This window comes from Phytoactinopolyspora mesophila (assembly GCF_010122465.1).
Taxonomy (GTDB): Bacteria; Actinomycetota; Actinomycetes; order Jiangellales; family Jiangellaceae; genus Phytoactinopolyspora; species Phytoactinopolyspora mesophila.
The window spans coordinates 195,602-221,935 of record NZ_WLZY01000004.1 but is presented as its reverse complement, the minus strand read 5'-3'; the positions used below and the strand labels follow the sequence as shown (position 1 = coordinate 221,935).

Annotated in this window: 24 protein-coding genes; 13 read left to right on the top strand and 11 right to left on the bottom strand. The window is 66.6% G+C overall.

Annotated elements, in window-relative coordinates:
* Positions 1–8 precede the first annotated feature (8 nt).
* Positions 9–791, bottom strand: a complete 783-nt coding sequence (locus F7O44_RS13395; protein ID WP_343073880.1) for an ABC transporter ATP-binding protein — start codon at positions 789–791, stop codon at positions 9–11.
* Between the two features lie 200 nt (positions 792–991).
* Here F7O44_RS13395 and F7O44_RS29625 point away from each other — a divergent pair, with 200 nt between their 5' ends.
* Positions 992–1,582 carry a M15 family metallopeptidase gene (locus F7O44_RS29625; RefSeq protein ID WP_222851332.1) on the top strand — a complete coding sequence of 197 codons (591 nt, stop codon included), beginning with the start codon at positions 992–994 and terminating at the stop codon, positions 1,580–1,582.
* Here F7O44_RS29625 and F7O44_RS13385 read toward each other — a convergent pair.
* From F7O44_RS13385 to F7O44_RS13365, 5 genes are all read right to left on the bottom strand, one after another.
* Positions 1,572–2,282 carry a response regulator transcription factor gene (locus F7O44_RS13385; RefSeq protein ID WP_162451029.1) on the bottom strand — a complete coding sequence of 237 codons (711 nt, stop codon included), beginning with the start codon at positions 2,280–2,282 and terminating at the stop codon, positions 1,572–1,574. The two genes, F7O44_RS29625 and F7O44_RS13385, sit on opposite strands and share 11 nt — an antisense overlap.
* Before the next feature lie 11 nt (positions 2,283–2,293).
* Positions 2,294–3,556: a sensor histidine kinase gene (locus F7O44_RS31840; RefSeq protein ID WP_425501389.1), complete on the bottom strand. Its 1,263-nt coding sequence runs from the start codon at positions 3,554–3,556 to the stop codon at positions 2,294–2,296.
* A gap of 203 nt (positions 3,557–3,759) precedes the next feature.
* Entirely contained in the window at positions 3,760–4,521 is a 762-nt protein-coding gene (locus F7O44_RS13375; protein WP_162450751.1) for an ABC transporter permease, read from the bottom strand.
* Positions 4,522–4,573: 52 nt separating this feature from the next.
* Positions 4,574–5,524, bottom strand: a complete 951-nt coding sequence (locus tag F7O44_RS13370) for an ATP-binding cassette domain-containing protein (RefSeq protein WP_162450750.1) — start codon at positions 5,522–5,524, stop codon at positions 4,574–4,576.
* Positions 5,525–5,592: 68 nt separating this feature from the next.
* The gene (locus F7O44_RS13365; protein WP_162450749.1) at positions 5,593–6,192 is read right to left on the bottom strand and encodes an NAD(P)H-dependent oxidoreductase; all 600 of its coding nucleotides are present in this window, start codon (positions 6,190–6,192) and stop codon (positions 5,593–5,595) included.
* A 109-nt stretch (positions 6,193–6,301) separates the two neighbouring features.
* On the opposite strand from F7O44_RS13365, the gene F7O44_RS13360 reads away from it, so the two are divergent.
* The 4 genes from F7O44_RS13360 (at position 6,302) to F7O44_RS13345 (ending at position 12,298) form a co-directional block, all read left to right on the top strand.
* Positions 6,302–8,335, top strand: a complete 2,034-nt coding sequence (locus F7O44_RS13360) for an ATP-binding protein (RefSeq protein ID WP_222851328.1) — start codon at positions 6,302–6,304, stop codon at positions 8,333–8,335.
* Between the two features lie 102 nt (positions 8,336–8,437).
* Complete coding sequence (locus tag F7O44_RS13355) at positions 8,438–10,135, top strand: MFS transporter (protein ID WP_162450747.1); 1,698 nt, start codon at positions 8,438–8,440, stop codon at positions 10,133–10,135.
* 82 nt (positions 10,136–10,217) lie between these two features.
* Entirely contained in the window at positions 10,218–11,888 is a 1,671-nt protein-coding gene (locus F7O44_RS13350) for an acetolactate synthase large subunit (RefSeq protein ID WP_162450746.1), read from the top strand.
* A gap of 74 nt (positions 11,889–11,962) precedes the next feature.
* On the top strand, positions 11,963–12,298 hold the full coding sequence (locus F7O44_RS13345) for an aminoglycoside phosphotransferase family protein (RefSeq protein ID WP_162450745.1): 336 nt from the start codon (positions 11,963–11,965) through the stop codon (positions 12,296–12,298).
* Positions 12,299–12,322: 24 nt separating this feature from the next.
* Here the strand turns inward: F7O44_RS13345 and F7O44_RS13340 are convergent, their stop codons facing one another.
* The 5 genes from F7O44_RS13340 to F7O44_RS13320 all read right to left on the bottom strand — a co-directional run bounded on the left by F7O44_RS13340 (position 12,323) and on the right by F7O44_RS13320 (position 17,084).
* On the bottom strand, positions 12,323–13,387 hold the full coding sequence (locus F7O44_RS13340) for an NYN domain-containing protein (RefSeq protein ID WP_162451028.1): 1,065 nt from the start codon (positions 13,385–13,387) through the stop codon (positions 12,323–12,325).
* A gap of 22 nt (positions 13,388–13,409) precedes the next feature.
* A complete protein-coding gene (locus F7O44_RS13335) occupies positions 13,410–13,775 on the bottom strand; it encodes an MmcQ/YjbR family DNA-binding protein (protein WP_162450744.1) in 366 nt (121 codons plus the stop codon).
* 36 nt (positions 13,776–13,811) lie between these two features.
* On the bottom strand, positions 13,812–14,609 hold the full coding sequence (locus F7O44_RS13330) for a class I SAM-dependent methyltransferase (protein ID WP_222851327.1): 798 nt from the start codon (positions 14,607–14,609) through the stop codon (positions 13,812–13,814).
* Between the two features lie 179 nt (positions 14,610–14,788).
* Positions 14,789–15,997: a hypothetical protein gene (locus tag F7O44_RS13325; RefSeq protein ID WP_162450743.1), complete on the bottom strand. Its 1,209-nt coding sequence runs from the start codon at positions 15,995–15,997 to the stop codon at positions 14,789–14,791.
* Positions 15,998–16,070: 73 nt separating this feature from the next.
* Positions 16,071–17,084: a sugar-binding transcriptional regulator gene (locus tag F7O44_RS13320; RefSeq protein ID WP_222851326.1), complete on the bottom strand. Its 1,014-nt coding sequence runs from the start codon at positions 17,082–17,084 to the stop codon at positions 16,071–16,073.
* A gap of 232 nt (positions 17,085–17,316) precedes the next feature.
* On the opposite strand from F7O44_RS13320, the gene F7O44_RS13315 reads away from it, so the two are divergent.
* The 8 genes from F7O44_RS13315 (at position 17,317) to F7O44_RS13280 (ending at position 26,312) form a co-directional block, all read left to right on the top strand.
* Positions 17,317–18,381 carry an alcohol dehydrogenase catalytic domain-containing protein gene (locus F7O44_RS13315; protein ID WP_162451025.1) on the top strand — a complete coding sequence of 355 codons (1,065 nt, stop codon included), beginning with the start codon at positions 17,317–17,319 and terminating at the stop codon, positions 18,379–18,381.
* Between the two features lie 119 nt (positions 18,382–18,500).
* Positions 18,501–19,871 (top strand): extracellular solute-binding protein, encoded by a 1,371-nt coding sequence (locus tag F7O44_RS13310; RefSeq protein WP_162451024.1) that lies wholly within the window; start codon positions 18,501–18,503, stop codon positions 19,869–19,871.
* Positions 19,872–19,908: 37 nt separating this feature from the next.
* Positions 19,909–20,859 (top strand): ABC transporter permease subunit, encoded by a 951-nt coding sequence (locus F7O44_RS13305; RefSeq protein WP_162450742.1) that lies wholly within the window; start codon positions 19,909–19,911, stop codon positions 20,857–20,859.
* A 4-nt stretch (positions 20,860–20,863) separates the two neighbouring features.
* On the top strand, positions 20,864–21,730 hold the full coding sequence (locus F7O44_RS13300; RefSeq protein ID WP_162450741.1) for a carbohydrate ABC transporter permease: 867 nt from the start codon (positions 20,864–20,866) through the stop codon (positions 21,728–21,730).
* On the top strand, positions 21,730–22,896 hold the full coding sequence (locus F7O44_RS13295) for an ABC transporter ATP-binding protein (RefSeq protein ID WP_162450740.1): 1,167 nt from the start codon (positions 21,730–21,732) through the stop codon (positions 22,894–22,896). Before F7O44_RS13300 ends, F7O44_RS13295 begins: the two co-directional genes overlap by 1 nt.
* Positions 22,893–24,023 (top strand): ABC transporter ATP-binding protein, encoded by a 1,131-nt coding sequence (locus F7O44_RS13290; RefSeq protein ID WP_162450739.1) that lies wholly within the window; start codon positions 22,893–22,895, stop codon positions 24,021–24,023. Before F7O44_RS13295 ends, F7O44_RS13290 begins: the two co-directional genes overlap by 4 nt.
* A 34-nt stretch (positions 24,024–24,057) precedes the next feature.
* Positions 24,058–25,827 (top strand): dihydroxyacetone kinase family protein, encoded by a 1,770-nt coding sequence (locus tag F7O44_RS13285; protein WP_162450738.1) that lies wholly within the window; start codon positions 24,058–24,060, stop codon positions 25,825–25,827.
* Positions 25,824–26,312: a ribose-5-phosphate isomerase gene (locus F7O44_RS13280; protein ID WP_162450737.1), complete on the top strand. Its 489-nt coding sequence runs from the start codon at positions 25,824–25,826 to the stop codon at positions 26,310–26,312. Before F7O44_RS13285 ends, F7O44_RS13280 begins: the two co-directional genes overlap by 4 nt.
* Positions 26,313–26,334: the final 22 nt, after the last annotated feature.

Genomic DNA, 26,334 nt, shown 5'->3' with positions numbered 1-26,334 from the left:
CAGCATCATCAGAGTTCCGCGTCCCAGAGCCGATCCAGCGCGATACGGATTCGCTCGGAAGTGGGCTCGGCGATGTCCGCCGCCAGCTGGCCGTCGGCCAGCAGCACCACACGTTCGGCGTATGCCGCCGCTACCGGGTCGTGCGTCACCATGACGATGGTCTGTCCCAGCTCACGCACACTACGCCTGAGGAAATCGAGCAGCTGCGCCCCGGCTCGCGAGTCCAGGTTGCCCGTGGGCTCGTCCGCGAAGACGACGTCTGGTCCGCTCATCAGGGCCCGCGCGATGGCGACCCGCTGTTGCTGCCCTCCTGACATCTCTGCCGGGCGGTGCTCCAGGCGGTCCGCGATGCCGAGTATGCCGGTGAGCGCGTCGAACTTCTCCGGATCCGTTCGCCGGCCGGCCAGTTCGAGAGGGAGCTCGATGTTCTGTCGTGCCGTCAGCGTCGGAATCAGGTTGAACGCCTGGAAGACGAAGCCAATGCGCTCCCTCCGGAGCCGGGTGAGTGCGTTGTCGCCCAGCTGGGTCAGCTCCGTGGACCCGAGCCAAACCCGGCCCGACGTGACGCTGTCCAGCCCGGCCAGGCAGTGCATCAGCGTGGACTTCCCGGAGCCAGACGGCCCCATGATCGCGCTGAATTTCCCGACTTCGAAAGCAATGTCGATGTCGCGCAAGGCCCGGACCGCGGCGCCACCGGAGCCGTAGACCTTCGTGAGCCCGGCCGCTGTGACGGCATGCCGCTCAGCCGCGGCCATCTCGTGCGCCGCGGGCTCAGCCTTCATGGCCGACATGGACATGGGTGTCTCCCCTCATCGGATGCTCGTGGTCACGTCGACCCGTCGTCATCTGGGAACGACGCTAGGCGCGAGCGGGCGGACGGAACGTCGGAGCTAGGGCGGGTCCGGGTGTCAGCCCGTGGCGGTACCGGGGACTCTTGCGATCACTCTTCGGGTGGACGCGACTGGCACCTCGTCTCTGCTGGAGTTGAACCATGTCTCAATCAACATTCCTGACCCGGCGCGGAGTTCTTGCTGCTTTCGGTGCGGTCCTGATCGGTGGCATCGGCACCTCGATCGTGGTGCGCGGCTCGGATGACCCCGCGCAAACGGCGGATCCGCTGGGCGAGTCGTTTCCAGGCGACATCGGGCCGCCTCCATCTGGTGACGACACGAAAGACCCACACGAGATCGACCCGGCGCTGGACGAGGGGCCAGATCCCGGCGGCCTGACGTCTGCCATGGCCGCCCGGGTCGACGAAGCGGTTCACGCCGCCGCTGAGCAAGGAATCGAGCTGGTCGTGACGTCCGGCTGGCGCAGCTACGGGCGTCAGGAGCAGCTCTTCTGGGAGGCAGTCGACAAACACGGCTCCGAGGAAGCGGCTGGGCGATGGGTCCTGCCACCAGACGAGTCGATGCACGTGCGTGGTCTCGCCGTCGACGTGGGACCACCGGAAGCCGCCGCCTGGCTAGCGGAGAACGGCTGGAGATTCGGGCTGTGCCGCCGCTACGACAACGAGCCGTGGCACTTCGAGCCCACCACGTCGCCCGGTGGCACCTGCCCAGGGACACAACCTACGGTTTGACCAGCCCGGTCTGATAGGCGACGACCACGGCCTGGACCCGGTCTCGCGAACCGAGTTTGGCGAGGATCCGCCCGACGTGTGTCTTGATGGTCGCCTCGGATACCACGAAGTGCGCGGCGAGCTCACCGTTGGACAACCCGCGCGCCATCTGGACGAGGACCTCGCGCTCGCGCTCGGTGAGCTTGCTCAGCACCTCCGGTCCGGCGTCGGGTTCCTCCTCACGCAGCAACGGCGCGACATGGTCGAGCAGCCGTCGGGTGGTGCTGGGCGCGATCACCGCGTCACCGCGGTAGACCGTGCGAATGGCGCCGAGCAGTTCCTCCGGCGGCGCGTCCTTGAGCAGAAAGCCGCTCGCCCCCGCCTTGATCGCGGCCAGCGCGTATTCGTCGAGGTCGAAGGTGGTCAGCACGACCACCTTGGGCACGGGCGCGTAGCGCGGGTCGCTGAGCAGCGCCCGGGTGGCTTCGATCCCGTCCAGACGAGGCATACGCACGTCCATCAGGACGACGTCGGACCGGGTCACCCCCAAGGTCTGCAACGCGTCGGCGCCGTTGTCGGCTTCGGCCACGACCTCCAGGTCGGGCTGGGAGTTGATGACCATGCCGAGCCCGGCCCGCACCAAGCGTTGATCGTCGACCAGGACGACCCTGATCGGGCGGGCGGGCGACTCCGGGTGATCGGCTGGTTCGGACTGGCTCATCGCGGTGGGCGTCACTGGTTCATTGTCTCCGTTGTCAGGTACGGAATGCGGGCACGAACCACGAACCCGCCACCGAGAACCGGCCCGGCTTGGAGTTTCCCGCCGTAGAGAGCGGCCCGCTCGCTCATGCCGGGTATGCCGTTGCCCGCGCCCGCGGCCTCGTTGCGCAGCGAACTGTCGGCAGCCGCGCCGCGGCCGTCGTCGGTGATGGAAAGCAGCAGCCCGGCAGGGGTCCAGTCCAGCCGCACCTCGGCTGTTGCGTCCGGCCCCGCGTGTTTGAGGACATTCGTCAGCGCTTCCTGGACGATCCGGTAGATGGCGAGTTCGATACCGGACGACACCGGGCGTACGGTGCCCGTTGTCGTGAAACGCACCGGTAGTCCGCTGTCCTGGATCCCGGCGACGAGATCGTCGAGGTTCGCCAGCCCGGGTGCCGGTGCGCGGACGTCCCCGTCCTCCGTGCGCAACACCCCCAGCAGCCTGCGCATCTCGGTCAATGCACTCCTGCCGGTCTGGGAGATCGTGGTGCAAGCTCGCACGGCGGCCTTCGGATCGTCGTTCGCGGCGTAACGACCACCGTCGGCCTGGGCGATCACGACGGACAACGAGTGCGCCACGACGTCGTGCATCTCCCGGGCGATCCGGGCCCGCTCGTCAGCGGCCGCCAGCCGAGCCTCTTGCTCACGTTCCACCTCCAGCCGGTGGGCGTGTTCTCGCAAGCCGTCGAGCTGCTGACGACGCACCCGCTGGAGGTCGCCGACGGCCCATGCGGCCAGGACGAGGGCGACGATGCCGATAGCGACCGGCACGGCGGTGTCGAAGGTGATCACATACCGCGCAACGGCCAGCGGGGCCGCGATCAGACTCAATACCAACCCGGTCCGGGCTGCCCAGCGCCTACCGTAGGCCGCCAGGGCATGCAACGCGATCAGAACACCGATCTGGGAGGCCTGGATCGGAATCGCGAACAGCCACTGCAGGAAAGCGGTGCTGAAGACGAGGAAGCCGGTCCACTCCGGCCGGACTCTGCGCAGGGCCAGCGGCAAGATCAGACCGGCGGAGACAAGGGGTGTCCCGACGGTGTACAGAGCCTGGTTCACCCCGAAGGTGAGCGAAGGCACCAGCACGTCACCACTCAGCGACAGCGCGTACGGATCGAAGAACACCGGCCAGCCCGCGAACCCGAGCACGAAGAACAACGACCCGGCCAGAAGAGAATCGACCACGAGGGGATGGTCTCGCAGCCACAGATATACCTGGTCACGCCTTCGCACAGGCAATGACCTTATGCGCTGCGCAGCCCCGGCGGCGTCATCCTGCGGGTTGACCTCTCCGGCGCGCCCTCCTTCCTCCGTGATCGTGAGCGCGTTGTGGCTGTTACGGGAGGCGTTTTGGACCAGTTTGTCCCGTCGAGAACAGCCACAACGCGCTCACGATCACGGAGGAAGGGGAGGCGAGATCACCTGCGCCTGGCAGGTCAGATCCGGATCCGGCGCATCGACCTGGTGCCCGCATACGCTGCCAGCGCGCCGAAGGCCAGCGCCACGGCGAACCCCCAGAAGATGGCCGGGTTGGACAGGTCTCCGGCGAACAGCGAACGCTGCGCTTCCACCACGTGGGCCAGCGGATTGATCCGCGAGATCGCGAACAACCAGTCCGGCGCCAGGTTCATCGGCAGCATCGCACCCGAGGTGATGATGATCGGTGTGTAGGCCAGGGTCATCACTCCCCAGAACGCGTACGCGTTCTGCAGCATCAGCCCGACCGCGAGCGAGCCGATACCGAGCGCCGCAGCGAGCACCGCCAGCAATGCCGCGCCGACGATCATGCCGTTGAGATGGACCTCCAGGCCGAATGGAACGGTGGCGACCACCACGACGACCGCCTGGATCAGCACGACGATCACGACCCTGAGCACCCGGCCCAGCAGGAACGCGAGCCGGTTCGCCGGCGTCACGAGCATCCGCTCGAAGGAGCCAGCCTGCCGCTCCTCCTGCAGGCCAGACCCGATAAAGGCTCCGGTCATGAAGACCATCAGCACCAGGATCCCGGGAACAAACCACTGGATCGTGTTGTCAGTAGGCATCCCCGGCATGGTCCCCAGGCCAGCAACCAAGGGTCCGAACAACACCAGCAGCAAGAGTGGGTCGGCCAGCGATTCGATGAGCGGCCACGGGGTGCGGATCTTGGCACGGAACTCACGGTTGAAAACCGCGCCGGTCACAACGAGCAGATTCATGTCAGTGTCCTTCCTGGGATGAAATGGTTCGAGATTGGGGACCACCCGTTGGTCATTCGTCGCGCAGGCTCCGGCCGGTCAGCGTGAGAAAGACGTCGTCGAGAGTCGGTCGCTTCACCTGAGTACCGCGCAGCGTCAACCCGGCCGCGTCCAGCGATCGGACTAGCTCTGGAATGGCGGCGTCACCGTTCTCGACCCGGAACGTCAGCTCCGCATCAGCCTGGTCCAGCTCGTGGGCGGTGGGTATGCGTCCTGCCACCTCAGCCGCGGCCGCGACCTGTTCCGGCTCCGCGAGCTGCACGGTGACGAGGTCACCCGAGACTTTGGACTTGAGCTGGCTGGGTGTGCCGTCGGCGATGATCGTGCCGTGGTCGATCACGATCACCCGCTCCGCGAGAGCGTCGGCCTCGTCCAGATAGTGGGTGGTCAGGAAGACCGTGACGTCCTCCTCCCGGTGCAGCCGGCGGATGTGCTCCAGCAGGTTCGCGCGGCTTTGGGGATCGAGGCCGGACGACGGCTCGTCGAGGAACAACAGCCGAGGCCGGTGGATCAGCCCCATCGCAATGTCCAGGCGACGACGCTGGCCACCGGAGAGCCGCGCGACGTCACGGTCGGCCTGAGCGGACAGATCCAGCTGGTCCAGCAGTTCGTCGACGCGAGCCTGGGCGGTCCGGCGATCGAGGCCATAGAACCGCCCCTGGGTGAACAGCTCCTCACGCACCCGCATGCCGTCGAACGAGCCGTTGCCCTGGCCGATGTGGCCGATCCGGCGCCGGACCTCTACCGGGTCACGGTCGATGTCGTACCCGGCGACGGTGGCGGTGCCCGCGCTAGGCGGTAGCAGCGTCGTCAGCATCCGTAGAGTGGTGCTCTTGCCGGCGCCATTAGGACCGAGGAAAGCTACCAGCTCGCCCGGGACGACATCGATCTCGACGCCGCGTACCGCCTCAACGGTCTCGTTCTTCAGCGTGAAGCGGCGAGTCAGATTCTTCGCGTGGATCATTGATGTCTCCTTGAAATTCGCCTTTTTGGTGTCGGGGTGAAGATGTGCAGCGAAGGTGTGGGCCCTGGTCAGGCCGCGAAGGGCAGTTCGGCACGGGCCGCTCGCAGCGCCCGTGCCCACCACGTCAGCTGCGCGAGCATCCGGCGCACCGCGATGCCCGCCGCCTCGGTGTCTCGCGGGCGGCCGTCGTCGCCGAGGCTGCCGTCGAACCGGTTGAAGCTGACCACGTCGGCGATAGTCACCGTGTGCAGGGCGTTGAACACCTGGCGCAGCTGCTCCACGGCGCGCAAGCCCTGTGCGGCCGTTCCGTAAGCGACGAAGCCGACGGGTTTGGCGAACCACTCGTCGCAGCAGTAGTCGATCGCCTGCTTGAGCGAGGCCGGATACCCGTGGTTGTACTCGGGCGTCACGACGACGAACGCGTCGGCCCGGTCCACGCGCTTCGAGAAATCGAGCATGGCCGGCGTCGCCCGGCGGGGATACCGCTGCGGGAAAGAGAACTCGGCGAGATCGATCACGTCGAGTTCGAGAGCGGCCTCCTGCCGGGAACACTCGGCGAACCACTGCGCAATCGCCGCACCACCGCGGCCCTCACGCGTACTGCCGACGATCACCGCGGTTCGCAGCGGGGCATCGGCCGAGGCTCGGCTGTTGACGATCCTGTCCATGACGTCCTCCGGTAGCGTGGGTGTTCTCACCAGAAAGGCGCTGGCTCGCATCTGGCAATCGCTAGATTCGATCCAGCGAGATCGCCAAGCACGGCGGAGGACAGAAGACGTGGCACCCACGCTCATCGGCCGCGAACGCCCTTTAGAGCTGGTCCAAGCCGAGGTCAACCGCACGTTGGACAGCCACGGCGGCCTGGTTCTGGTGACCGGCGAGGCGGGCGTTGGCAAAACGACTCTGGTCACACGGGCGTTGAGCGAGGCCTCGTCGCGAGGCGCGTTGATTGCCAGTGGCGCCTGCTGGGAACACGAGGGCGCACCAGGTTACTGGCCCTGGGTCCAGGTGCTGCGCAGTGTGCAGCGCGAGCTCGGGCCTGAAGGCTGGGCGTCGGCTACCGAGGCGGTAGGTGAGGGCCTCACCTATCTGCTGGGCGACTTCACGGTGCCGCCGACGTCCGCCGAATTCAGCGACGCGGCGTTCCAGCTGTTCGACTCGGTGACATCCCTGCTGGCGACTGTCGCTCGTGAGCAAGCTCTGGTGATCGCCCTCGACGACCTGCACTGGGCCGATCCCGCATCCCTTCAGCTGCTGGACTTCGTCGTGCGCCATACCTGGTTCGAGCGAGTGCTGCTGGTCGGGACGTATCGCGACGTGGAGGTCGAGACGTCCGGTCACCCGTTGCGTGATTGCCTCCGACCGCTGGAGATGAAGGCCACGGCGGTGACGCTGACCGGCCTGGACGTCTCGGCCGTCGCCGGCGTCATCACCCAGATCACCGGGTCCGCGCCCACCGAGGAGTATGCGGTCGAGATACATCACCGCACCGGAGGGAATCCACTCTTCGTCGAGCAGATGGCCCGGTTGTCACAGGCCGGTGGGCAGTTGGACGTCGTGGCGCCTGGGCTGCGCGATGCTGTCCATCGGCACCTGTCCTACCTGCCGAGGCCGATCCTGAACGTGCTGACCGACGCCGCCGTGCTTGGGCCCGAGTTCCACCGTCAGACCTTGGCCGCGGTCGCCGGTCTGCCGGCGGCCGAGGTACGCCAGCTCTTGGACGAGGCAACGGTGACGCGCCTCGTGGTGCCGATGGGATCCGGCCGGTTCGCGTTCGCGCACGACCTCGTCCGGCAGACGCTGCACGACACTCTGGAGACCGCCGAACTACGGGCTCGGCACGCAGCCGCCACCAGAGCGCTGAAAGAGCGCCCCCGGGACGACACATCGGCTTCACGCCTGGCCCATCACGCGTACCTGGCCGTTCCCGAGATCTCCGAGCCCGCGGCCATCCGTTATCTGCTCGCGGCAGCGCGGGAGGCATCGTGCCGGCTGGCTTCGGAGGAATCCGCCACGCATTACCGGCGGGTGCTCGAGCTGATCCCGGCCGATCATCCGTGGCGGCGCGCATGGGTCACGTTCGCACTCGCGGACCAGCAGCGACGCGCCCGGAAGACCGATGACGCCCGGCAGACGTTCGAGCAGGCAGGCGTCATGGCCGAAAAGCTGGACGACGCCGAGCTTCGTGCCCGCGTTCAGCACGCACTCGCCGAGTTAGCGCCGCCCAGCGACGGGCCACGCATCCCGGCCGGAGAAGACGGAATCGGCAACGTCTTCCGGTTCGACGGCTCGGTGTGGACGCTCACTTTCGCCGGACGAACCGTTCATATACCCGACGCCAAAGGGCTACACGATCTGCACTTTCTTCTGAGCCGCCCGGGTGTGGACGTGCCCGCGGTGGATCTCCTCACCGACGGCAGCGATGCGGAGATCCGCGCTTCTCGCCAGTTAGGCGGCGACGACATGCTGGACGACACCGCGAAAGCCCAGTACCGGCACCGGCTCACCCAACTGGACGATGAGATCGAACGAGCCCTGGGTCAGCACGACGACGCACGAGCGGGCGAACTAGATCGCGAGCGTGCTGCTCTGCTCGACGAACTTCGCGCCGCCGCGGGACTGGCCGGGAGAACACGGCGGCTCGGAGACGAGGCCGAACGCTCTCGCAAGACCGTGACCGCCCGGATCCGCGATACCTTACGCCGGCTGGCCGACCGGCATCCCGAGCTAGCGGAGCATCTGCGTTCTTCGGTCATCACCGGCACCCAATGCCAGTACCGTCCGGCCGGCGAATTCAGCTGGGAGCTGTGACGCCGATCTCACCGGCTTGACCTCAATAATGGTTAAGCTTCTAAGTTCATTTCAGGTCGTCAGACGCGTGGTCGGCGGCCAGCTGACCCGAAAGGACCTGAAATGACAACCACTGCGCCCCCACGCGCGGGATTGCGAGAATGGATCGGGCTAGCCGTGCTGGCCTTGCCGGCCATGCTCGTCATCATGGATCTCACCATCCTGCACCTCGCGGTTCCACACCTGAGCGCGGACCTGCAACCCAGCAGCACCCAGTTGCTCTGGATCACCGACATCTACGGTTTCGTCATCGCCGGATTCCTGATCACCATGGGCAGCCTCGGCGACCGCATCGGCCGCCGGCGCCTGCTCTTCATCGGCGCAGCGGCGTTCGGAGCCGCCTCCGTGCTCGCCGCCTACTCGACCACACCCGAGATGCTGATCGTGACCCGTGCCCTGCTCGGTGTGGCCGGCGCGACACTGATGCCCTCTACCTTGTCGTTGATCCGGAACATGTTCCTCGACGACCGGCAGCGCACCACCGCGATCTCTATTTGGGCGATGAGCTTCATGGTGGGTGGCTCTGCCGGGCCGCTGGTAGGTGGAGCGCTGCTGGAGAACTTCTGGTGGGGTTCGGTCTTCCTCGTCGGCGTCCCCGTCATGGTGATCCTGCTGGTGATCGGGCCGTTCCTGCTGCCCGAGTACAGAAGCACCAACGCCGGTCGACTGGATCTCGTGAGCGCGCTCTTGCTGCTGGCCACCGCTCTACCGGTCATCTACGGCATCAAGGAACTGGCCAAAGACGGCTGGGGGCTCCTGCCGGTCGCGGCGATCGTCGTCGGAATCGGCTTCGGCCTGGCCTTCATGCGCCGGCAGCAGACCCTCGACGACCCGCTGATCGACATCAAGCTCTTCCGCAATCCCGCGTTCAGCGTTTCGCTCGCCGCCATGACCACCGCCGTGTTCGTGATGATGGGACTCAACCTGTTCGTCATGCAGTACATGCAGCTGGTTCACGGCCTGTCGCCCTGGCGGGCGGGGTTGTGGGTCCTGCCGTCGACGGCGGCCGGCATGATCGGCATGATGCTGGCGCCGATGCTGGTGCGGCGGATCCGGCCGGCCTTCTTGATCGCTTCCGGTTTCGCGCTCGGCGCCGTCGGCGTCTCGTTGTTCACCCAGGTCGAAGCAGGCGGAAGTATCGCTCCGCTCATCATCGGCGCGTCCTTGATGGCCGGAGGGTTCGCACCGGCCGCCGCGCTCGGCACCGACCTGGTGATCAGCGCCACTCCACCGGAGCGAGCCGGCGCGGCCTCGGCCGTATCCGAAACCAGCCAGGAGTTCGGCGGAGCGCTCGGACTGGCGATTCTCGGCAGCGTCGGGGTCGCGGTGTACCGGAACAATTTGGACTCGGTCCCGGCTGGCACACCTGAAGTCGCGGCGGAAGCTTCGCGTGACACGCTGGCCGGAGCACTCGTCACGGCAGAACAGCTTCCGGCCCAGGTTGCCGAGCCGCTGCTCGTCGCGGCGCGGGCGGCGTTCACCCAGGGATTCCACACGTCGGCGATCGTCGGCGCGGGCCTGATGGTGATAGTCGCGACGTTCGTCGCCGTCCTCCTGCGACACATCCGCCCCCACGACACCCCGGGCGAGAACACCGAAGGGGCGGGCGGCAACGCTGAGACCGACGTGGCGGCCACGCTGAAGCACTCTGAGCCGGCAGCCGAGAACCTGGAGTCCGTGCCACCCGTCGAGCTCGAACTCGAGGTGATACCTGGCCCCGGCGAGCGGCTCGATAGCGTGGGTCCCAAGGGAACAAGCTGATCGGTTCGCCCGGCGCGAGCACCCACCCGGTGCTCGCGCCAGGCAGCCGTGGACCACGACAACACCTTGTGAGGCCGCTGCCATGACCCAGCCCACCGGCGAAAACGTCAGCTCTGCCGCCGAACTCCTAGTTCGCTGCCTGGAGAACGAAGGCGTCACCGTTGTCTTCGGCCTGCCCGGGGAGGAGAACATCCATCTCACCCTCGCGCTGGAACGCTCCGGCATCCGTTACCTCTTGACCCGCCACGAGCAGGCGGCGTCGTTCATGGCGGAGATGTACGGGCGGGTCACCGGTTCGGCCGGAGTTGTCTCCGCGACTCTCGGCCCCGGGGCGATCAACCTGCAACTCGGCGTGGCCGATGCGATGACCAACAGCACTCCACTGGTGGCGCTGTCCGCACAGGTGGGCCGCGACCGCAACTACAAGGAATCGCACCAGTTCGTCGACCTGGTCAGCTTGTTCAATCCGATCACCAAATGGTCGGCGAGTGTCCCCACCCCGGACGCGATTCCGGAGATGATCCGCAAGGCGTTCAAGACCGCGGAGACCGAACGTCCCGGCGCGGTCTATCTGGCGGTGCCCGAAGACGTCGACGACGCGTCCGCCGAGCCGTCGTTGCAGCCGTTGCCACGCAACGTCGTGCAACCGGAGGCGCCGTCGCCCAACCAGGTCCGACGTGCGGCCGATCTGATCCGGCAAGCCGAGCACCCCATCGTCCTGGCCGGACACGGGGCAGCTCGTGGCGGCGCGTCGGAGGCCCTCACGAAGTTCGCCGAGGCCCTCGGCGTGCCCGTGGCCACCACGTTCCACGGTAAGGGCGTCTTCGCCGACGACCACCCGAATTCGGTCGGAACCTTCGGGTTCATGGGCCGCGACTACGCGAACTTCGGTTTCGAGGAAGCCGACTTGATCATCTCGGTCGGCTACGAACTCCAAGAGTTCGACCCCGTCCGGATCAATCCGGATTCCGACAAGAAGGTCATCCACGTACACCGCTTCCCGGCGGAGGTAGATGCCCATTACTCGGTGGACGTCGGCATCATCGCCGACATCAGCTCGTCTCTCACCGCACTGCTCGAGGCATTGGGCGATCACCACTGTCCAGCCACTGGGCCGACCCGGTCCAGCACCTTGCTGGCCGAAGAGCTCGACCATGGTCGCCAGGACGACCGCTTTCCGCTGGCCCCGCAGCGCGTCGTCGCCGACACGCGCGAGGCACTCGGCCGCGAGGACATCGCCCTGGTCGACACGGGAGCGGTCAAGATGTGGATGGCGCGTCTGTACCCGACCTACTCATCGAACACCTGCCTGATCTCCAACGGACTGTCCACCATGGGCTTCGCGCTGCCCGGCGCGCTGGCAGTGTCACTCGCCAAGCCGGACCAGAAAGTGCTGGCCATCATGGGCGACGGCGCGTGGCTGATGCACTCGCAGGAGATCGAGACGGCGGTGCGAGAGAACATCCCGCTCACCGTGCTGATCTGGGAGGACAACGGCTACGGCCTGATCGAGTGGAAGATGCAGATGGAGCTCGGCGAGCACAGCAACACCGCGTTCACCAATCCCGACGTCGTGAAGTACGCGGAGAGCTTCGGCGCGAAGGGGTATCAGATCACCTCCGCCGACCAGCTGCTGCCCACCCTTCGCACGGCCTTGGACGAGGACGGCGTCTCGGTGATCAACTGCCCGGTCGACTACAGCGAGAACCTCCGCCTGATCCAGCGCCTCGGTGAGCTCGACGCCGCCCTCTGACCTATCTCACACCCCGAGCTAGATGATCATGTTTGGTCCCTGGCCACCTGGACCCAGGACTGGCCCGAGCCGGCATGCAGCTGTTCCGCTCGCTGCCTCGGACCACCACGGACCAGGTCTTGCTCTGTACCGATCTGCATGCCAGGAACATTCTGGCCGCCGAGAGGGAGCCCTGGCTCGTCATCGACCCCAAACCGTACCTTGGCGACCCTGCCTACGACCCCTTGCAACATATGCTCCACCAGCAGCGTCTTCGTCAGGACCCTCATGCTTACGCTCAGCGCATGGCCGATCTTCTCGGCCTGCAGGTCGAGCGGCTGACTCAGTGGCTGTTTGCCCGCTGCGTCAAGGAGTGCATCGGCCTTCCGCAGCTTCGCGATGTCGTTGTTCGCCTCGCCCCACCTGATTGAAGCGGCGCGTACCCCATCCCGCGATCACGGGGTCGTCAGGAAATAGTCGTCGGCATCAGAGTCCCAGACAAGCTCAACAACGCCCGCGGTCGCGGCGGCCCGGCAGAACTGCAGAAAGCTGCCGTAGCCGAGCTTCTTCTCACTGAAACCAGGCTGGTTCTTGCGGAGCCGGTTCTTCAGGCCGGACAGCGCGACCGGACCGTCAGCGAACTCCGCTACGGTCGATCGCAGCAGCGCGAAGGCTTCCTCCCGATCGCCGTGTTCGGGCAGCGAGACCTCTGGATCCCCCTTGGCTTGACCTTCGGCCAGCTCGAGTACCTTGCGTTCGGCGAGATGCCGCAGAAGTTCACCGAACGCACGGAATCCGTAATCGGCCTCGTTGAACGTGGGATCTTTGCGCAGCAGGGTTCGTTTGAGGGTGGACGCATTGACCTGGCCACTCGAAGTCCGTTGCAGGCCGGCCACTGTCTGCGCCACTCGCACCGCGAGTTGGTCGACGTCGTCGGTGTCCTTGTCGGCAGCCGGTTCGGACTCTTGCTGCACGGGCGCCGGCTCCGGGACCGGCTCGAGCGTCCGGCGCTTGGAACGCTCACGTGAACGTGGTGCCGGAACCTCGACACCTTCGAGGCGGTCGTAATAGAGGAACTCGTCGCACGCGGGCGGCAGCAGCTTGGACGTGGACTGCTCCACGCCCACGCCGATGACCCGCTTGTTGAGTTCACGCAGCTTATGGACAAGCGGGGTGAAGTCGCTGTCTCCAGTACAGATCACGAATGTGGAGATGTAGTCGCGCTCGAAGGCCATCTCGACGGCGTCGACGACCATCTTGATGTCCGCCGCGTTCTTGCGCGACGCGCCCATCCGCTGCGGAATCTCGATCAGCTCCACATGAGAACGGGTCAGCGCCCGGCGGTCCTCGTCGAAGTAGGACCAGTCCGCGTATGCACGACGTACGACGACCCGGCCCCGCTCGGCCAACGCGTCGGCAATGGGCCGGAAGTCGAACGTCATACCCGCAAGGTGATCACGCGCCCCGAGCGCGAGGTTCTCATAGTCGAGGAAGACGGCCAGGCGCTCTTCTTGGTCCACAGCAGCCAGCGTACGCGCCGGTTCAATGACGGACATCCAGTTCGGCCACCAGCTTCTTCGGGGCGACGACACGGTAGGCGTCGACGACGATCTCGGCGATCTCCTCCCAGTCGACCGGAACGTCGAGCCAGACGCCGAGCCACCCCCGGTGACCGACGTAGGGCGGCCGGAAGAATCGATCCGGGTCCGACGAGATCAACGCCTCTTGGGTGCCGGGCGGCGCCGCGCACCAGAAGGCCAGCCGATCATCGTGATGGTGATCGGCGTAGCTGACGAACACGTTCTTGCCCCGGACGAACCACGTCGGCTCACCATGACTGAGGCGCTCCGTCGCTTCCGGCAGGTCAAGGCACAGGCGTCGTAACCGGTCCAGCGGATCATCGCTCATAGCGTCATTGTGCCTGCCAGCGGTGACAACCGGCAGCTACGCCGCATAAGCACACAGCAAGACATGCGGGCTCACGCCCAGCAGCGCGGGCGCGGCCTCGACCCGGCGGATCGCCCGCATCAGCAGGTCCCGATCATCAGCCAGCCACCGGTCCACATCCGGCAGCATCGCAGCCGGGCCTTCGACGGCCAGAACCGAGGTGTCGACCAGCCCCGCGTCGCTCGCCTCGTCCATCAGCTCCCGTGGCTCGTGGAAGTAGGCCGTGGTGAACCATTCGGGGACGTCGTCAGGGTTACGATGCTGGCCGTCGATGAGGTCTCGCTCGACGATCGCTTCGAAACCCGGGTGACGAAGCTGGCCTCGGAACAACCCGCCGAGTGTCGAGGCGTACCGGCTGATCGCGGCCGCGGCCACCACACCCCCGGTGCGAAGTACACGGCGCGCCTCCGCCAGCGCCCGTACCCGGTCGGCACGCTCGGTCAAGTGATACAGCGGCCCCAGCAGGAGCACGGCGTCAACGCTGTCGTCAGGCCAGGCGAGCTCGCGGGCGTCGCCCGTTGACGCGCTCGCCAAATCGGGTATCTCGCGAGCCTGCTCGACGTGCAACGGCACGGCATCGATCAGGTGCACCTCGTAGCCCTGCTGCGCCAGCGGTGCAGCGTGGATGCCGGCGCCGCCGCCCACGTCGAGAACGACGGCCGGCACCGAGGGTAGAACCCGACCGAGCAGCTCCTGCGTGCGTAGGAACTCGACCAGCCCGGCACCGGCGGTGAGCCGGTCGCGCTCGTTGCGGCTTACGTAGTGATCCCGGATGGCCGGGTCTATGTCGGACACATAGCTGGTCTAACCGTGTGGCCCGCCCGTCGCAACAGGGTTTCACAACTTCGGCACGTGCGACCTTGCAGGACGTCGTGTTGCGTCCTGCAGGGTGTGCGCTGGAGCGCTCACTCTGCAGGACGCTGCTTAACGTCCTGCACTTCCAGTGCCGCTGTTGAGGCGCACCGTGTCCGGCACTAGCGCATGAACCACGGCGTATCGCTACGCGAACGCTCAAACCAGCCCAACCACAGATCTGGCCGGTGGATCTGGACCGCGTCTTCGATCGCGCGATAGACCTGATCCGTCATGGGCAACATGAGCCGGTAGCGCGCTTCCGGCAGTTGCGGCTCGGGGGGCCGCTCCTGGCGGCGACGCCGGTCGAGTTCCGGCCAGCGGCCCGCCGGGCTGGTGACCTGTTCGAAAAGGTCGAGCTGCGGCATGTGCATCTTGCGGCCGTTCTTGGTCGACACCATGTTGTACGAGATCCCGACGCCTGCCAGACCGTTCCAGGAGAACCGCGCGAGGTCGTGACCACCCTGCCACGCCAAGCCGGTTCGGTCGATGGTCAGCACCGACCGCGCCCCTAGCCGCACGCTGAAGCGGCGCACGCTGATGACCAGCGTCAGGATGAGTAGGAGCACCAAGGCCCCAATCGACGCGGCAGGAAGCCAATCTTCGTCCCCGCGTATCGATTGGACCAGGATGACCAGCGCGATCACCGCAAAGATGACAACGAAAACGGAGAAGCAGCCGATCCGCACCTTGGCATGCCCGCGAAGCTTCGCTGCCAGGTCGATGGTGACCGACGCGTCATCAGAATCCACCGAGCCCGCGCTTGCTGCCTCCGCCTCATCCTGCGCAGAGTCCGGCCCCACACGCGCGGTTCGCGACGGTGGCCGGAAGGGCAACCCGCCGGCCTGCCGCAATGCGATCTCGGCGCGGCTTCGAGGCGGATGAAGGGCGGCGCTCCACTCGCGCACGTTCGGCCTGTGCAACCCAAGGCCGACTGTGAACGCGCCCCCGTACGCCAGGATCATCATCCACCACGCTTGGGGCAGGTCGCCGAAGAACCCATCGCCAAAGCTGTCGCGCATCATCACGCCGATCAACGCCACTGCCACGAGGCTGAACCCCGGAATGACGGTGGTCAGCAGGGCGACCACCCGCAACGCCATCGGCCCACCACGCCAGAGCCGATAGAGCACCGTGTATAAGATCGCCGTCCCCAGCAGCATCTGTACGGCAATGTCTCGCAGGCTGTCGTCGGTCCACATCGGGGCCCACCAGCCCACGACCGCGGCCCAGAGAAGCGCGAGATATGGAACGCCCAATGTGACGACCACTGGGCGGACTGGCGCATCGGCGCTGGGTTCGGCGATCTCGTCGGCACGTTCGATGCTCACGGACTATCAGTATCGTGGTGCGCTACATAGCCGGTATGCGGCACTCCAACGAGCCGCTTCCGGGCCACGCAGCTTACCCGGTCGCCTGCTGCTCTGCTGCCGAGAGCAACAACGCAGCTGTCTCCGGATCGGTGACCAGCCGGTTGAAATAGCCGGCCTGGGCACCCGCGATGATTCCGGCGACCTTCTCGGCACCGACGGCGACGGCGATGCCGTAGGGAATCCTCTCCAGCATGTCGAGGCCGGTGGCCATCAACCGGTCGCTGCCCGGAAAGCTGACCGGCTTGCCGTGCCGGTCATAGAAGCGGGAACAGATATCGGCCACCGCCATTCGCAGGCTGGCGGCGTCCGTCGGGACAAAAGCGGGAAGCGACTGCCTGGTCAACGGCGGAGCGCCGATGCCCACCATGACACACTTGGCGGACACCCATAGTTCGAGCACTCGCCGGATCGAGGGGTCGTCCAGCAGACTCGCGTAGAGATCTGGTCCAGGTAGGGCCGGGGCGTATAAGAACGTCGGACGCCCGCCGATCTTGACCGCGACCGCCCTGGTGATCTCGTTGGTCTGATACCACGCCTCGGGCTCGTCCTGACCACCGACGGTGGGAGCCACCAGGACGCCGGGCAGGCGGGGCAGATCAAACTGCGCTGCCTCGTAGACGGTGCGGCCGCTGGAGACGAGCAGCACGTCACCCGCCGTCAATCCCACCGACTCAAGGGCCTCGGACAAGGCCGGCGCGAGTACCCGTCCGGTATGTCCCGACGCTGACGTCTGCGACAGATGGACTCGCTGCAGACCGAGTTCGGCCGCCACCTGAGCGGCGAGATCATCAGTCTGTTCCATCTCGGGGAGCACCACCTCGATCCGCACGATGCCCTGGCGGCGGGCTTCCGACAACAGCCTGCTGACGGTGGCCCGGCTGGTACCGATCCGCCTCGCCACCTCGGCCTGATTGGCCTCTTCGAGGTAGTACAACCGCGCCGCGGCATACATGAGGTCAGGAGGGAATCGAGAGTCGGCGCCCGCGCGGTTGTCTGACGCGTCCTCCCCGTCGGTGCTGTACATGCCCTCAGACCCTGTCTGCATGGTCATCCTCCTCCACATCCGCAGTGTTGCACATTGTTTCAGGCTCCACCATTCCTTGCACAAAAGTTCTGGACAAAGTTGCAGTACGACCTTAGTGTGGTCCGCGTTACACGTACTTAACCTGCGCTACACCGACACGCGGGAGGTCTCCATGCAATCCCCTATCAGCAAGGCGCCAGCGAATCCGCTGGTCAACGAGCCGTCGACGCCCACCGGTGGCCTCCCACAGACGATGCAAGCCGTGGTGTGCCACGGCCCCCAGGACTACCGCTTGGAAGAGGTGCCGGTGCCCGCGCCGCCGCCCGGCGGTGCTCTGGTGCGGGTCGAGGCTGTCGGCATCTGCGCGAGCGATCTGAAGTGCTACCACGGTGCCGCCAAGTTCTGGGGAGACGACAGCAGAGCGGCCTACACCGAGTCACCGGTGATTCCAGGCCATGAATTCGCCGGCCGGATCATCGCCCTGGACGACGCTGCGCGCGAGAGGTGGGGCGTCGACACGGGTGACCGTGTCGTTTCCGAGCAAATCGTGCCGTGCTGGCAATGTCGCTACTGCGCCCGCGGACAGTACTGGATGTGTGCCCCGCACGAGCTCTACGGCTTCAAACGACGCACACCCGGGGCGATGGCGTCGTACATGGTGTTCCCGCCGGAAGCACTTGTCCACCGGGTCAGCGACACACTGCCACCCGCACATGCCGCATTCGTCGAGCCGCTGTCCTGTGCGCTGCACGCCGTCGAACGGGCGAACATCCGGTTCGACGACGTGGTGGTTGTGGCCGGCTGCGGCCCGATCGGTTTAGGGATGGTCGCCGGGGCGGCAGCCAAGTTCCCGGCACATGTGATCGCCCTCGACGTATCCGACCGCAAGCTCGAACTCGCGGCCAAATGCGGTGCCGACATCACACTCAACATCTCGCGGGACGACCCCCAGCACGTCGTCGGCCAGCTCACCGATGGTTACGGCGCCGACGTCTACCTGGAGGGAACCGGCCATCCGTCAGCCGTCCCGCAAGGACTGAACCTGCTGCGCAAGCTGGGGACATTCGTGGAGTACAGCGTCTTCAAAGAGGACGTGACCGTCGACTGGAGCATCATCAGCGACGACAAAGAGCTGGACGTGCTGGGCGCCCACCTAGGGCCGCACTGCTGGCCGGCGGCGATCCGCATGGTCGAGTCCGGGCGGCTGCCGATGGATGAGATCTGCACCCACCAGCTGCCCTTGGCCGACTTCCAGGCCGGCCTCGATCTGGTCGCTGACGGAACCGAGTCGATCAAAGTCTCACTCATCCCCGAGTGACCTCTGAAGATCCCTGCAGACCCGAACTAGACCTCAGGAGCAGTGGCATGACCGGACGCAGTACACCCATGTTCTCGGCCAACCGCGACCCGTTGCGCCGCCGGGACCTTCTCAAACTGATGGGCATCGCCGGGGGAAGCGCGGCGCTCGCACCGATACTGTCAGCCTGCGGCGTCGGCGGTGGAACGACAACCGACCAAGAGAACGGCGCAGAAGAGGTGAGCGGCGGGTTCGACTGGCGCAAAGCCGAAGGCGAATCCATCAAGATCCTCCAGACGCCACACCCCTACCAGCAGAGCTTCCAGCCGCTACTGGAGGAGTTCACCGAACTCACCGGCATCGATGTCGTCGCCGAGCTGGTGCCGGAGGCGGACTATTTCACCAAACTCAACACCGAATTGGCCGGCGGAAGCGGCGAGCACGACGTCTTCATGCTCGGTGCCTACTTCGTCTGGACCTATGGCCCGCCAGGCTGGCTGGAAGACCTGAGCCCGTGGCTGGAGAACTCCTCGGCGACCAGCGACGAGTACGACTTCGAGGACATCTACGAGGGTCTGCGAATGGCCACCCGGTGGGATTTCGAGAAGGGCAGCCCGCTGGGCAGCGGTGGGCAGTGGGCGATCCCCTGGGGCTTCGAGACCAACGTCGTCGCCTACAACAAAGCCGAGTTCGACCGGCGCGGCATCAAACCAGCCGAGACATTCGACGACTTCATGCAGCTCGCGATCGACCTGACCGACCGGTCGGAGAACCGTTACGGCGTCACGTTCCGCGGTTCCCGGTCATGGGCCACCATCCATCCCGGATTCATGAGCCAGTTCAGCCGCGAGGGCGCGGTCGACTACGAAGTCAACGGCACTGAGCTGGTGGCGGCGATGAACTCGGAGACAGCCGTCGACTTCACCAAGAAGTGGGTGGAGCTCGCCAAGGAGGCAGGCCCGACGTCGTGGACCACGTACGAGTACCCCGACTGCACCCGTGACCTCGGCAATGGCACCGCCATGATGTGTTACGACGCCGACTCCGCGACCTACCCGCAGAACAAACCCGGCGCGAGCCAGGAGGCAGGCAACCTCGCGTGGCATCCCGGGCCGGCCGGGCCGGACGGCAACTACGCGACCAACCTGTGGACGTGGTCGCTGGCCATGAACGCGGCCTCGCAGAAGAAGCTCGCTGCCTGGCTGTTCATCCAGTGGGCGACCGGCAAGGAAGCCATGTCCGACGCCGTGCGCGAGGGCGCCTTCGCTGACCCGACCCGGCAGTCCGTGTTCGACGGGGCATTCAAGGAAACGCTCGGCGACTTCCCGGGCTATCTCGAGACCTTCGAGACCGTCATCGACAGCACGAGCATCCAGTTCACGCCCCAAAGTCGCTTCTTCGAGACCACCGAAGACTGGGCCGTGGCACTCCAGGACATCTACTCCGGAGCCGACGCCAAGAGCCGGCTCGACGATCTGGCTGCCGCCAGCACCGACATCGTGAACTCCTGACCAGCGCAGCTGGACCGATCGCGAAAGGAGGTCGCCGGTGTCCACTACGGTCACGGGGCGCACCCAGGAGCCCACACCGGTCAAACGAGAACCGGACCGGCCACCGTCCGTGCCCACCTGGCGGCGCAAGGCACGTCCCTACCTGCTGTCGATTCCCGCCGTCCTGATCATCGCGGGCATTCTCTACCCGTTCATTCTCGGCTCCTACTACAGCGTGCTCAACTACTCAGCCATCAACCCGCTGCCGTCGTTCGTCGGCTTCGACAACTTCTCCAGGGTGCTCTCGGACAGCCGGTTCTGGGGCAGCGTGCGGGTGACGCTGGTGTACGCGGTAGTCGCCACCACGGTGGAGATGGTGCTCGGCATCGGCATCGCCCTGCTGCTCAACCGCGCCAGCCGGATAGGGAAGCTCTTCGAGCGGGTGCTGATCCTTCCCTTGATGGTGGCGCCGGTCATCGCCGGGGTGATCTGGGGCCTGATGTACAACCCGCAGTTCGGGGTGATCAACCACATCTTCGGGCTCGGGTCGACGTTCAACTGGCTGAGCACGGATATGGCGCTCTGGTCGGTGATTCTCGTCGACGTCTGGATCTTCACCCCGTTCGTGGCGATCCTGGTACTCGCCGGCATCCGCTCACTGCCAAAGGAGCCGTTCGAGGCGTCTGAGGTGGACGGAGCCGGCTGGTTCTACATGTTCCGGCGGCTGATGCTGCCGATGATCTGGCCGTACATCCTCGTCGCCGTCATCTTCCGGTTCATGGACTGCCTGAAGATCTTCGATCATGTCTATGTGCTGACGGCGGGTGGGCCGGGCGCGGTCACCCGGACGCTGCAGATCGGTGCCTACGAGGACTCGATCATCAACCTGAACTATTCCCAGGGCAGTACCTACATGTTCCTGCTGTGGGTTCTCGTGTTCATCACCGCGAGGTATCTCGTCAGTGTGCTCGGCAAGGCACAGCGACGGGCCGCCGGGGCGGAGGGCTGAAGGCATGGTCAAGGAATTGCTACCCGGCCGCCGCCGGTTCACCGCCGGGTCGGTACTCGCCGATATCGCCCTCGTGGCCTGGTTCGCGTTCGCGCTGTTCCCGATCTTGTGGATGGTGCTGCTGGCACTGAAGACGCCGGCCGAACAGACGTCGACGTACTTCGTGTTCTCGCCGACGCTGGAGAACTTCGCGATCGTCCTCAGTGACCGCGGGACGGCTCTGACCAGTGTCGACTTCACCAGCACATTGATCACGAGTGTGATCAGCTGCGCTGGGGCGGTGCTCGTCTCGCTGGTGATCGGGGTACCGGCCGCCTACGCGGCGGGGCGGTGGAAGTACCGCGGGTCCAACGACGTGATGTTCACGATCCTGTCGTTCCGGTTCGCGCCCGAGCTGATGGTGATCGTCCCGTTGTTCGTCATCTACCACCAGATCGGGCTGTTCGACACCAGGGTCGGCATGATCTGGGTGTTGCAACTGGTGACCATGCCGCTGGTGGTGTGGATTCTCCGGTCCTACTTCCAGGACCTGCCGGAGGACCTGGAACAGGCGGCCCTGCTCGACGGCTACACCCGGCGGCGTGCCTTTGTGATGGTGGCACTGCCCCTGGTCCGCCCAGGGATCGCCGCCGCGGCTCTGCTCGCATTCATCTTCGCGTGGAACAACTACGTGTTCGCGCTGATCCTCACCGGTAACGAGGCCAGCACCGTGACGGTGGCGATCACCAAGTTCCTTGGCGGTGGCGGGCAGGCGTACTACAACCTCACGGCGGCAGCCGCGGTCATCGCCGCGTTGCCACCACTCATACTCGCGCTCAGCATCCAGCGGTATCTGGTGCGCGGGCTGTCATTCGGGGCGGTGAAGGCCTGATGGGCACCTTGAAAGTGCAAGGACTGCACAAGACCTACGGCCAGACCACGGCCGTCGATGGAATTGATCTGGCAATCGAGAACGGCGAGTTCTTCGCCATCCTCGGCCCGTCCGGTGCCGGCAAGACAACCACGCTGAAGTGCGTCGCCGGTTTGGTCGACGTCGACGACGGACGCATCGAGATCAGCGGCCAGGACATGACCGGGGTGGAGCCCTACCACCGCAACGTGGCGATGGCCTTCGAGAGTTACGCCCTCTATCCGCAGAAGTCGGTGTTCGAGAATCTGGCCTCACCGCTGCGCTCCGGCCGTTCAGGCCGGTTCAGCTCGCAACAGCAGCGCGAACGCATCGAGACGGTCACCACCACCCTTGGCATATCTCACCTGCTGAACCGGTTGCCACGGGAGCTCTCGAACGGCCAGCGGCAACGCGTGGCTCTCGGCCGGGTTCTGGTGCGCCCGGCTGACATCTATTTGCTCGACGAGCCGTTGTCGCACCTCGACGCCAAGCTGCGTTCGGCGATGCGGGCTGAGCTCAAACAGCTCGGACAGTTGTCGGACATCACCACCCTGTACGTGACGCACGACTATCAGGAAGCGCTGGCGCTGGGCGACCGCGTGGGCGTGATGCGTGCGGGTCGCATCGTCCAGGTAGGCACGCCTGAAGAGGTGTGGAAGGCGCCGGTGGACACCTTCGTCGCCCGTGCACTGGGCCAGCCCGAGATGAACCTGCTGGATGGTCGCGTCGAGAGCGGCCGGATCGTGGTGAGTGCCGGTTCGATCGACGTGCCGGCACCGCCGTCGCTCCACCTTGCGGACGGTCAACGGGTCCGCGTGGGTATCCGGCCGCGGGACGTCTCCACCGCCTCCGCCGAGCCCGGCCGCGACTCCGCCGGACGCCTGAGCATGCGCGACTCCGCCGGACGCCTGAGCATGCGCGGCACCGTCGAACTGGCCGAGCGGCTGGGGCGGTCGGTCGAGATGAGCGTCGACGTCGGCGGAACTCAGGTGATCGTGGTCACCTCCAGCGATGGTGCGCGCGGCGAAGGGGACCATGTCGACCTGGACGTTCCCCTCGAACACGTGCACATCTTCGCCGGGGGTGACGCGGGAGCGGACACCACGCGGCTGGGTTCGGCTGCGATGGAAGGGACACAGCGGATATGACAGCGGTGAACGACGTTCTCTCCGGAGCCAGCACGGCACAAAGCCTGGTGCTGGACCGCTTGTACAAGACCTACGAGAGCCGCGGACGTGAGTCCTTCCGGGCGGTTCGCGGGCTCGACTTGGAGATCGAGCCAGGTGAGATGGTGGCGCTGCTTGGTCCGTCCGGGTGCGGCAAGACCACAACGTTACGGATGATCGCCGGTCTGGAGACGGTGACCTCCGGGGACATCCGGATCGGCGGCGCCTCCGTGGCCGACCTGCCCGCCCGGCGGCGCAACATCGGTGTCGGGTTCGAAAGCTACGCACTGTATCCGCCGTTGTCCGTGCGGGAGAACCTTGCCTACGGTTTGAAGGCGCGCAAGGCCAAGGACGTGCGTCAACGGGTCGACGTGCTGGCCGAACGGCTCGGCATGACGGAGTTGCTCGACCTGCGCCCGGCCGGGCTTTCCAGCGGGCAGAAACAACGCATCGCACTGGCCAGGGCGCTGATCCGCAACCCACCTGTGCTGCTGCTCGACGAGCCCTTGTCACACCTCGACGCCTCGCAGCGGCAGCGGGTGCGTCGGGAACTCAAGGTTCTGCAGCGTGAGTTCGGGTACACGACGATCGTCGTCACGCACGACCAGCTCGAAGCCCTGAGCTTGGCCGACCGGATGGCCGTGATGGACGGCGGCGTGATCCGGCAGTTCGGGACGCCCGACGAGATCTTCGACGATCCGGCCAACCTGTTCGTCGCCGACTTCGTCGGCGAGCCGAAGATCAATCTGATCGAAGGCACCGTACGGGCCCATGGTGACCGGGTCACCGTGCAGGTCGGGCAGTCCGGTGAGCTGCTGACCGCCGCACGATCCGCGGCAGACGGCCAGCGCGTCACCGTGGGTGTACGCCCGCAGGACTGCCGGACCGGCATCGGCGCCGAAGCAACGGTTCTGCGGGGCGAGATCAGGGTCTACGAGAACCTGCTCGAGTTCGGCCAGGCCACCGTGATTCTGCCCGGTACGGACACGCCGATCACGGTGCAGACGGCGCCGGGCGACCACTGGAGCCATGGCGACACGATCCGTTTCGACGCCCACCCGGAACGCGTCTACCTCTTCGACCCCGAATCGGGTGAACGGCTGCGATGACGACCCACGACACCTGGCCCGAAGGAGGCCGACCATGACCTACGTGTACAACACCGAGCGGGCATTCAAAGACGAGGCGATCGACGGGCTCGTCACCGCCTACTCCCGGATCCTTCGCCGCGTCCCCGACACCTCGGCCGTCGCGTCGGTGACCGCACCGGCGCCGGGACGGGTTTCGACGATCGTCGGCGGCGGGTCGGGACACTACCCGACCTTCGCGGGCCTCGTCGGCCCCGGCCTCGCCGACGCCTCGGTGTGCGGCGACATCTTCACCAGCCCCTCGGCCGAGCAGGTCTATCGCACCATCCGGGCGGTGGACGGTGGGGCTGGTGTCGTGATGCTGTTCGGCAACTACGCCGGCGACGTCATGCACTTCGGGCTCGCAGCCGACCAAGCCGCAGCACGCGACGGCATCGACGCCCGGATCGTCCTGGTGACCGACGACATCGCGTCGGCGCCGCCCGAGCGCATCGGCGAACGCCGCGGCATCGCCGGCGACTTCTTCGTCTTCCGCGCCGCCGCGGCGGCCGCGCACCGCGGTGACTCACTCGACGAGGTGGAACGTATCGCCCGGCACTGCAACGATCGCTGCCGCACCGTGGGCGTCGGGTTCGACGGCTGCATGGTGCCCGGCCGCTCGGAGCCGCTGTTCACCGTCGAGGAAGGTTCGATGGTGCTGGGGCTCGGCATCCACGGCGAACCAGGGATCTCGACCATGCCCCGCTCCAGTGCGGACGAGCTGGCAGGCCTGCTGGTCGACCGGCTGCTGGCCGAACGCCCGTCCGGCGCCACTCGCGCCCGGATCCTGGTCAACGGCCTTGGCCGGGTCAAGTACGAAGAACTGTTCGTCCTCTACCGATCGCTGGCCGGCCGATTCGACGCAGCCGGCGTCTCCCTGACCGAACCTGAGGTCGGGGAGTTCGTGACGTCGATGGACATGGCCGGCTGCTCGGTCACCCTGGTGTGGACTGACGACGAGCTCGAGGGCCTGCTGTCGGCTCCGGCCACCGCGCCCGGCTACATCCGCACCGAGCGGCTCCCGCTCGACGGGCGCCAGGCCGCGCCGCTGGGCGCCACGGGCGCGGAGGACCAGCAGAGCAGCGGATTCCCGGAAATGGAGCTGACGCCGTCCGGGCGAGCTGCGCGCGCCGGTCTTGCCGTCGTCGCGGGCCGCTTGAAGGAACTGGAGGACCACCTGGGAGCGCTCGATTCGGTCGCCGCCGATGGCGATCACGGAACGACGATGACCCGTGGCATGGACGCGGCGGTTGAGGCGGCCGGCCGCGCCGGCCCGGATGCCAGCGCCGTCCTGATCGCCGCAGGCATGGCGTTCGCCGATGCGGCCGGCGGAGCGTCGGGAGCCCTCTGGGGTGCCGGACTGACGACCGTAGGGCGGCTGATCGAGCCGGCCGGCCCGGAGGGCCTCGAGGCAACGCTGCTCGCTGACGCGCTCGCCGCGGCAGAGGAAGCCGTCGTCCGGCTCGGGCAGAGCCAGCCCGGCGACAAAACACTCGTAGACGCGCTGCACCCACTGGTGGAAACGTTCCGCTCGGCGATGGCCGACGGGGCTGACCTCCGCGCTGCCTGGGCTCATGCAGCAGACGCCGCGCAGTCGGCCGCCGCCGCCACCGCCCAGATGACGGCCAGGCGCGGCAGAGCAGCCCGTCTTGGCGACCGGAGCGACGGCACACCCGACCCGGGCGCGGTCTCCCTCGCCGCCTCGGCGGCGGCCCTTGCCGCCCACTTCGCCGGGGAGCGCTCCGGCACACCCGCCGCCCCCGAAACCACAGGAGCACAGCTATGACCCATGCGTGGCGGATCGTCGTCGGCGCTGACGACGCCGGACTGCAGCTCAAGGACCTGATCGCCGACACGTTGCGCACTGACGGACGGGTCGTCGACGTCAGCGACCTCGGCGTCCACGACTCCGAGGACCACCGCACCTATCCCGACGTCGGCCTCGCCGCAGCCGAGGCGGTGGCCCGAGGCGACGCCGACCGCGCCGTGCTCGTCTGCGGAACCGGCATCGGCATGGCCATCGCCGCCAACAAGGTCCCCGGGGTCCGCGCCACCGTCGCCCACGACAGCTACTCGGTGCAACGCTCCGTGCTGTCCAACGACTGTCAGGTCCTTGCGCTCGGTGCCCGGGTCGTCGGGCCCGAGCTGGCCCGCCTGCTGGTGTCGGAATGGCTGGACCTCCAGTTCGACACCGCGTCGGCGTCCGCGAGCAAGGTGGCGATCATCTCCCGCTTCGAGGCCGGAGAGGGCGGTGAGCACGTGCACTCCTGAGCACTGTCGCCGCAACCTCGCG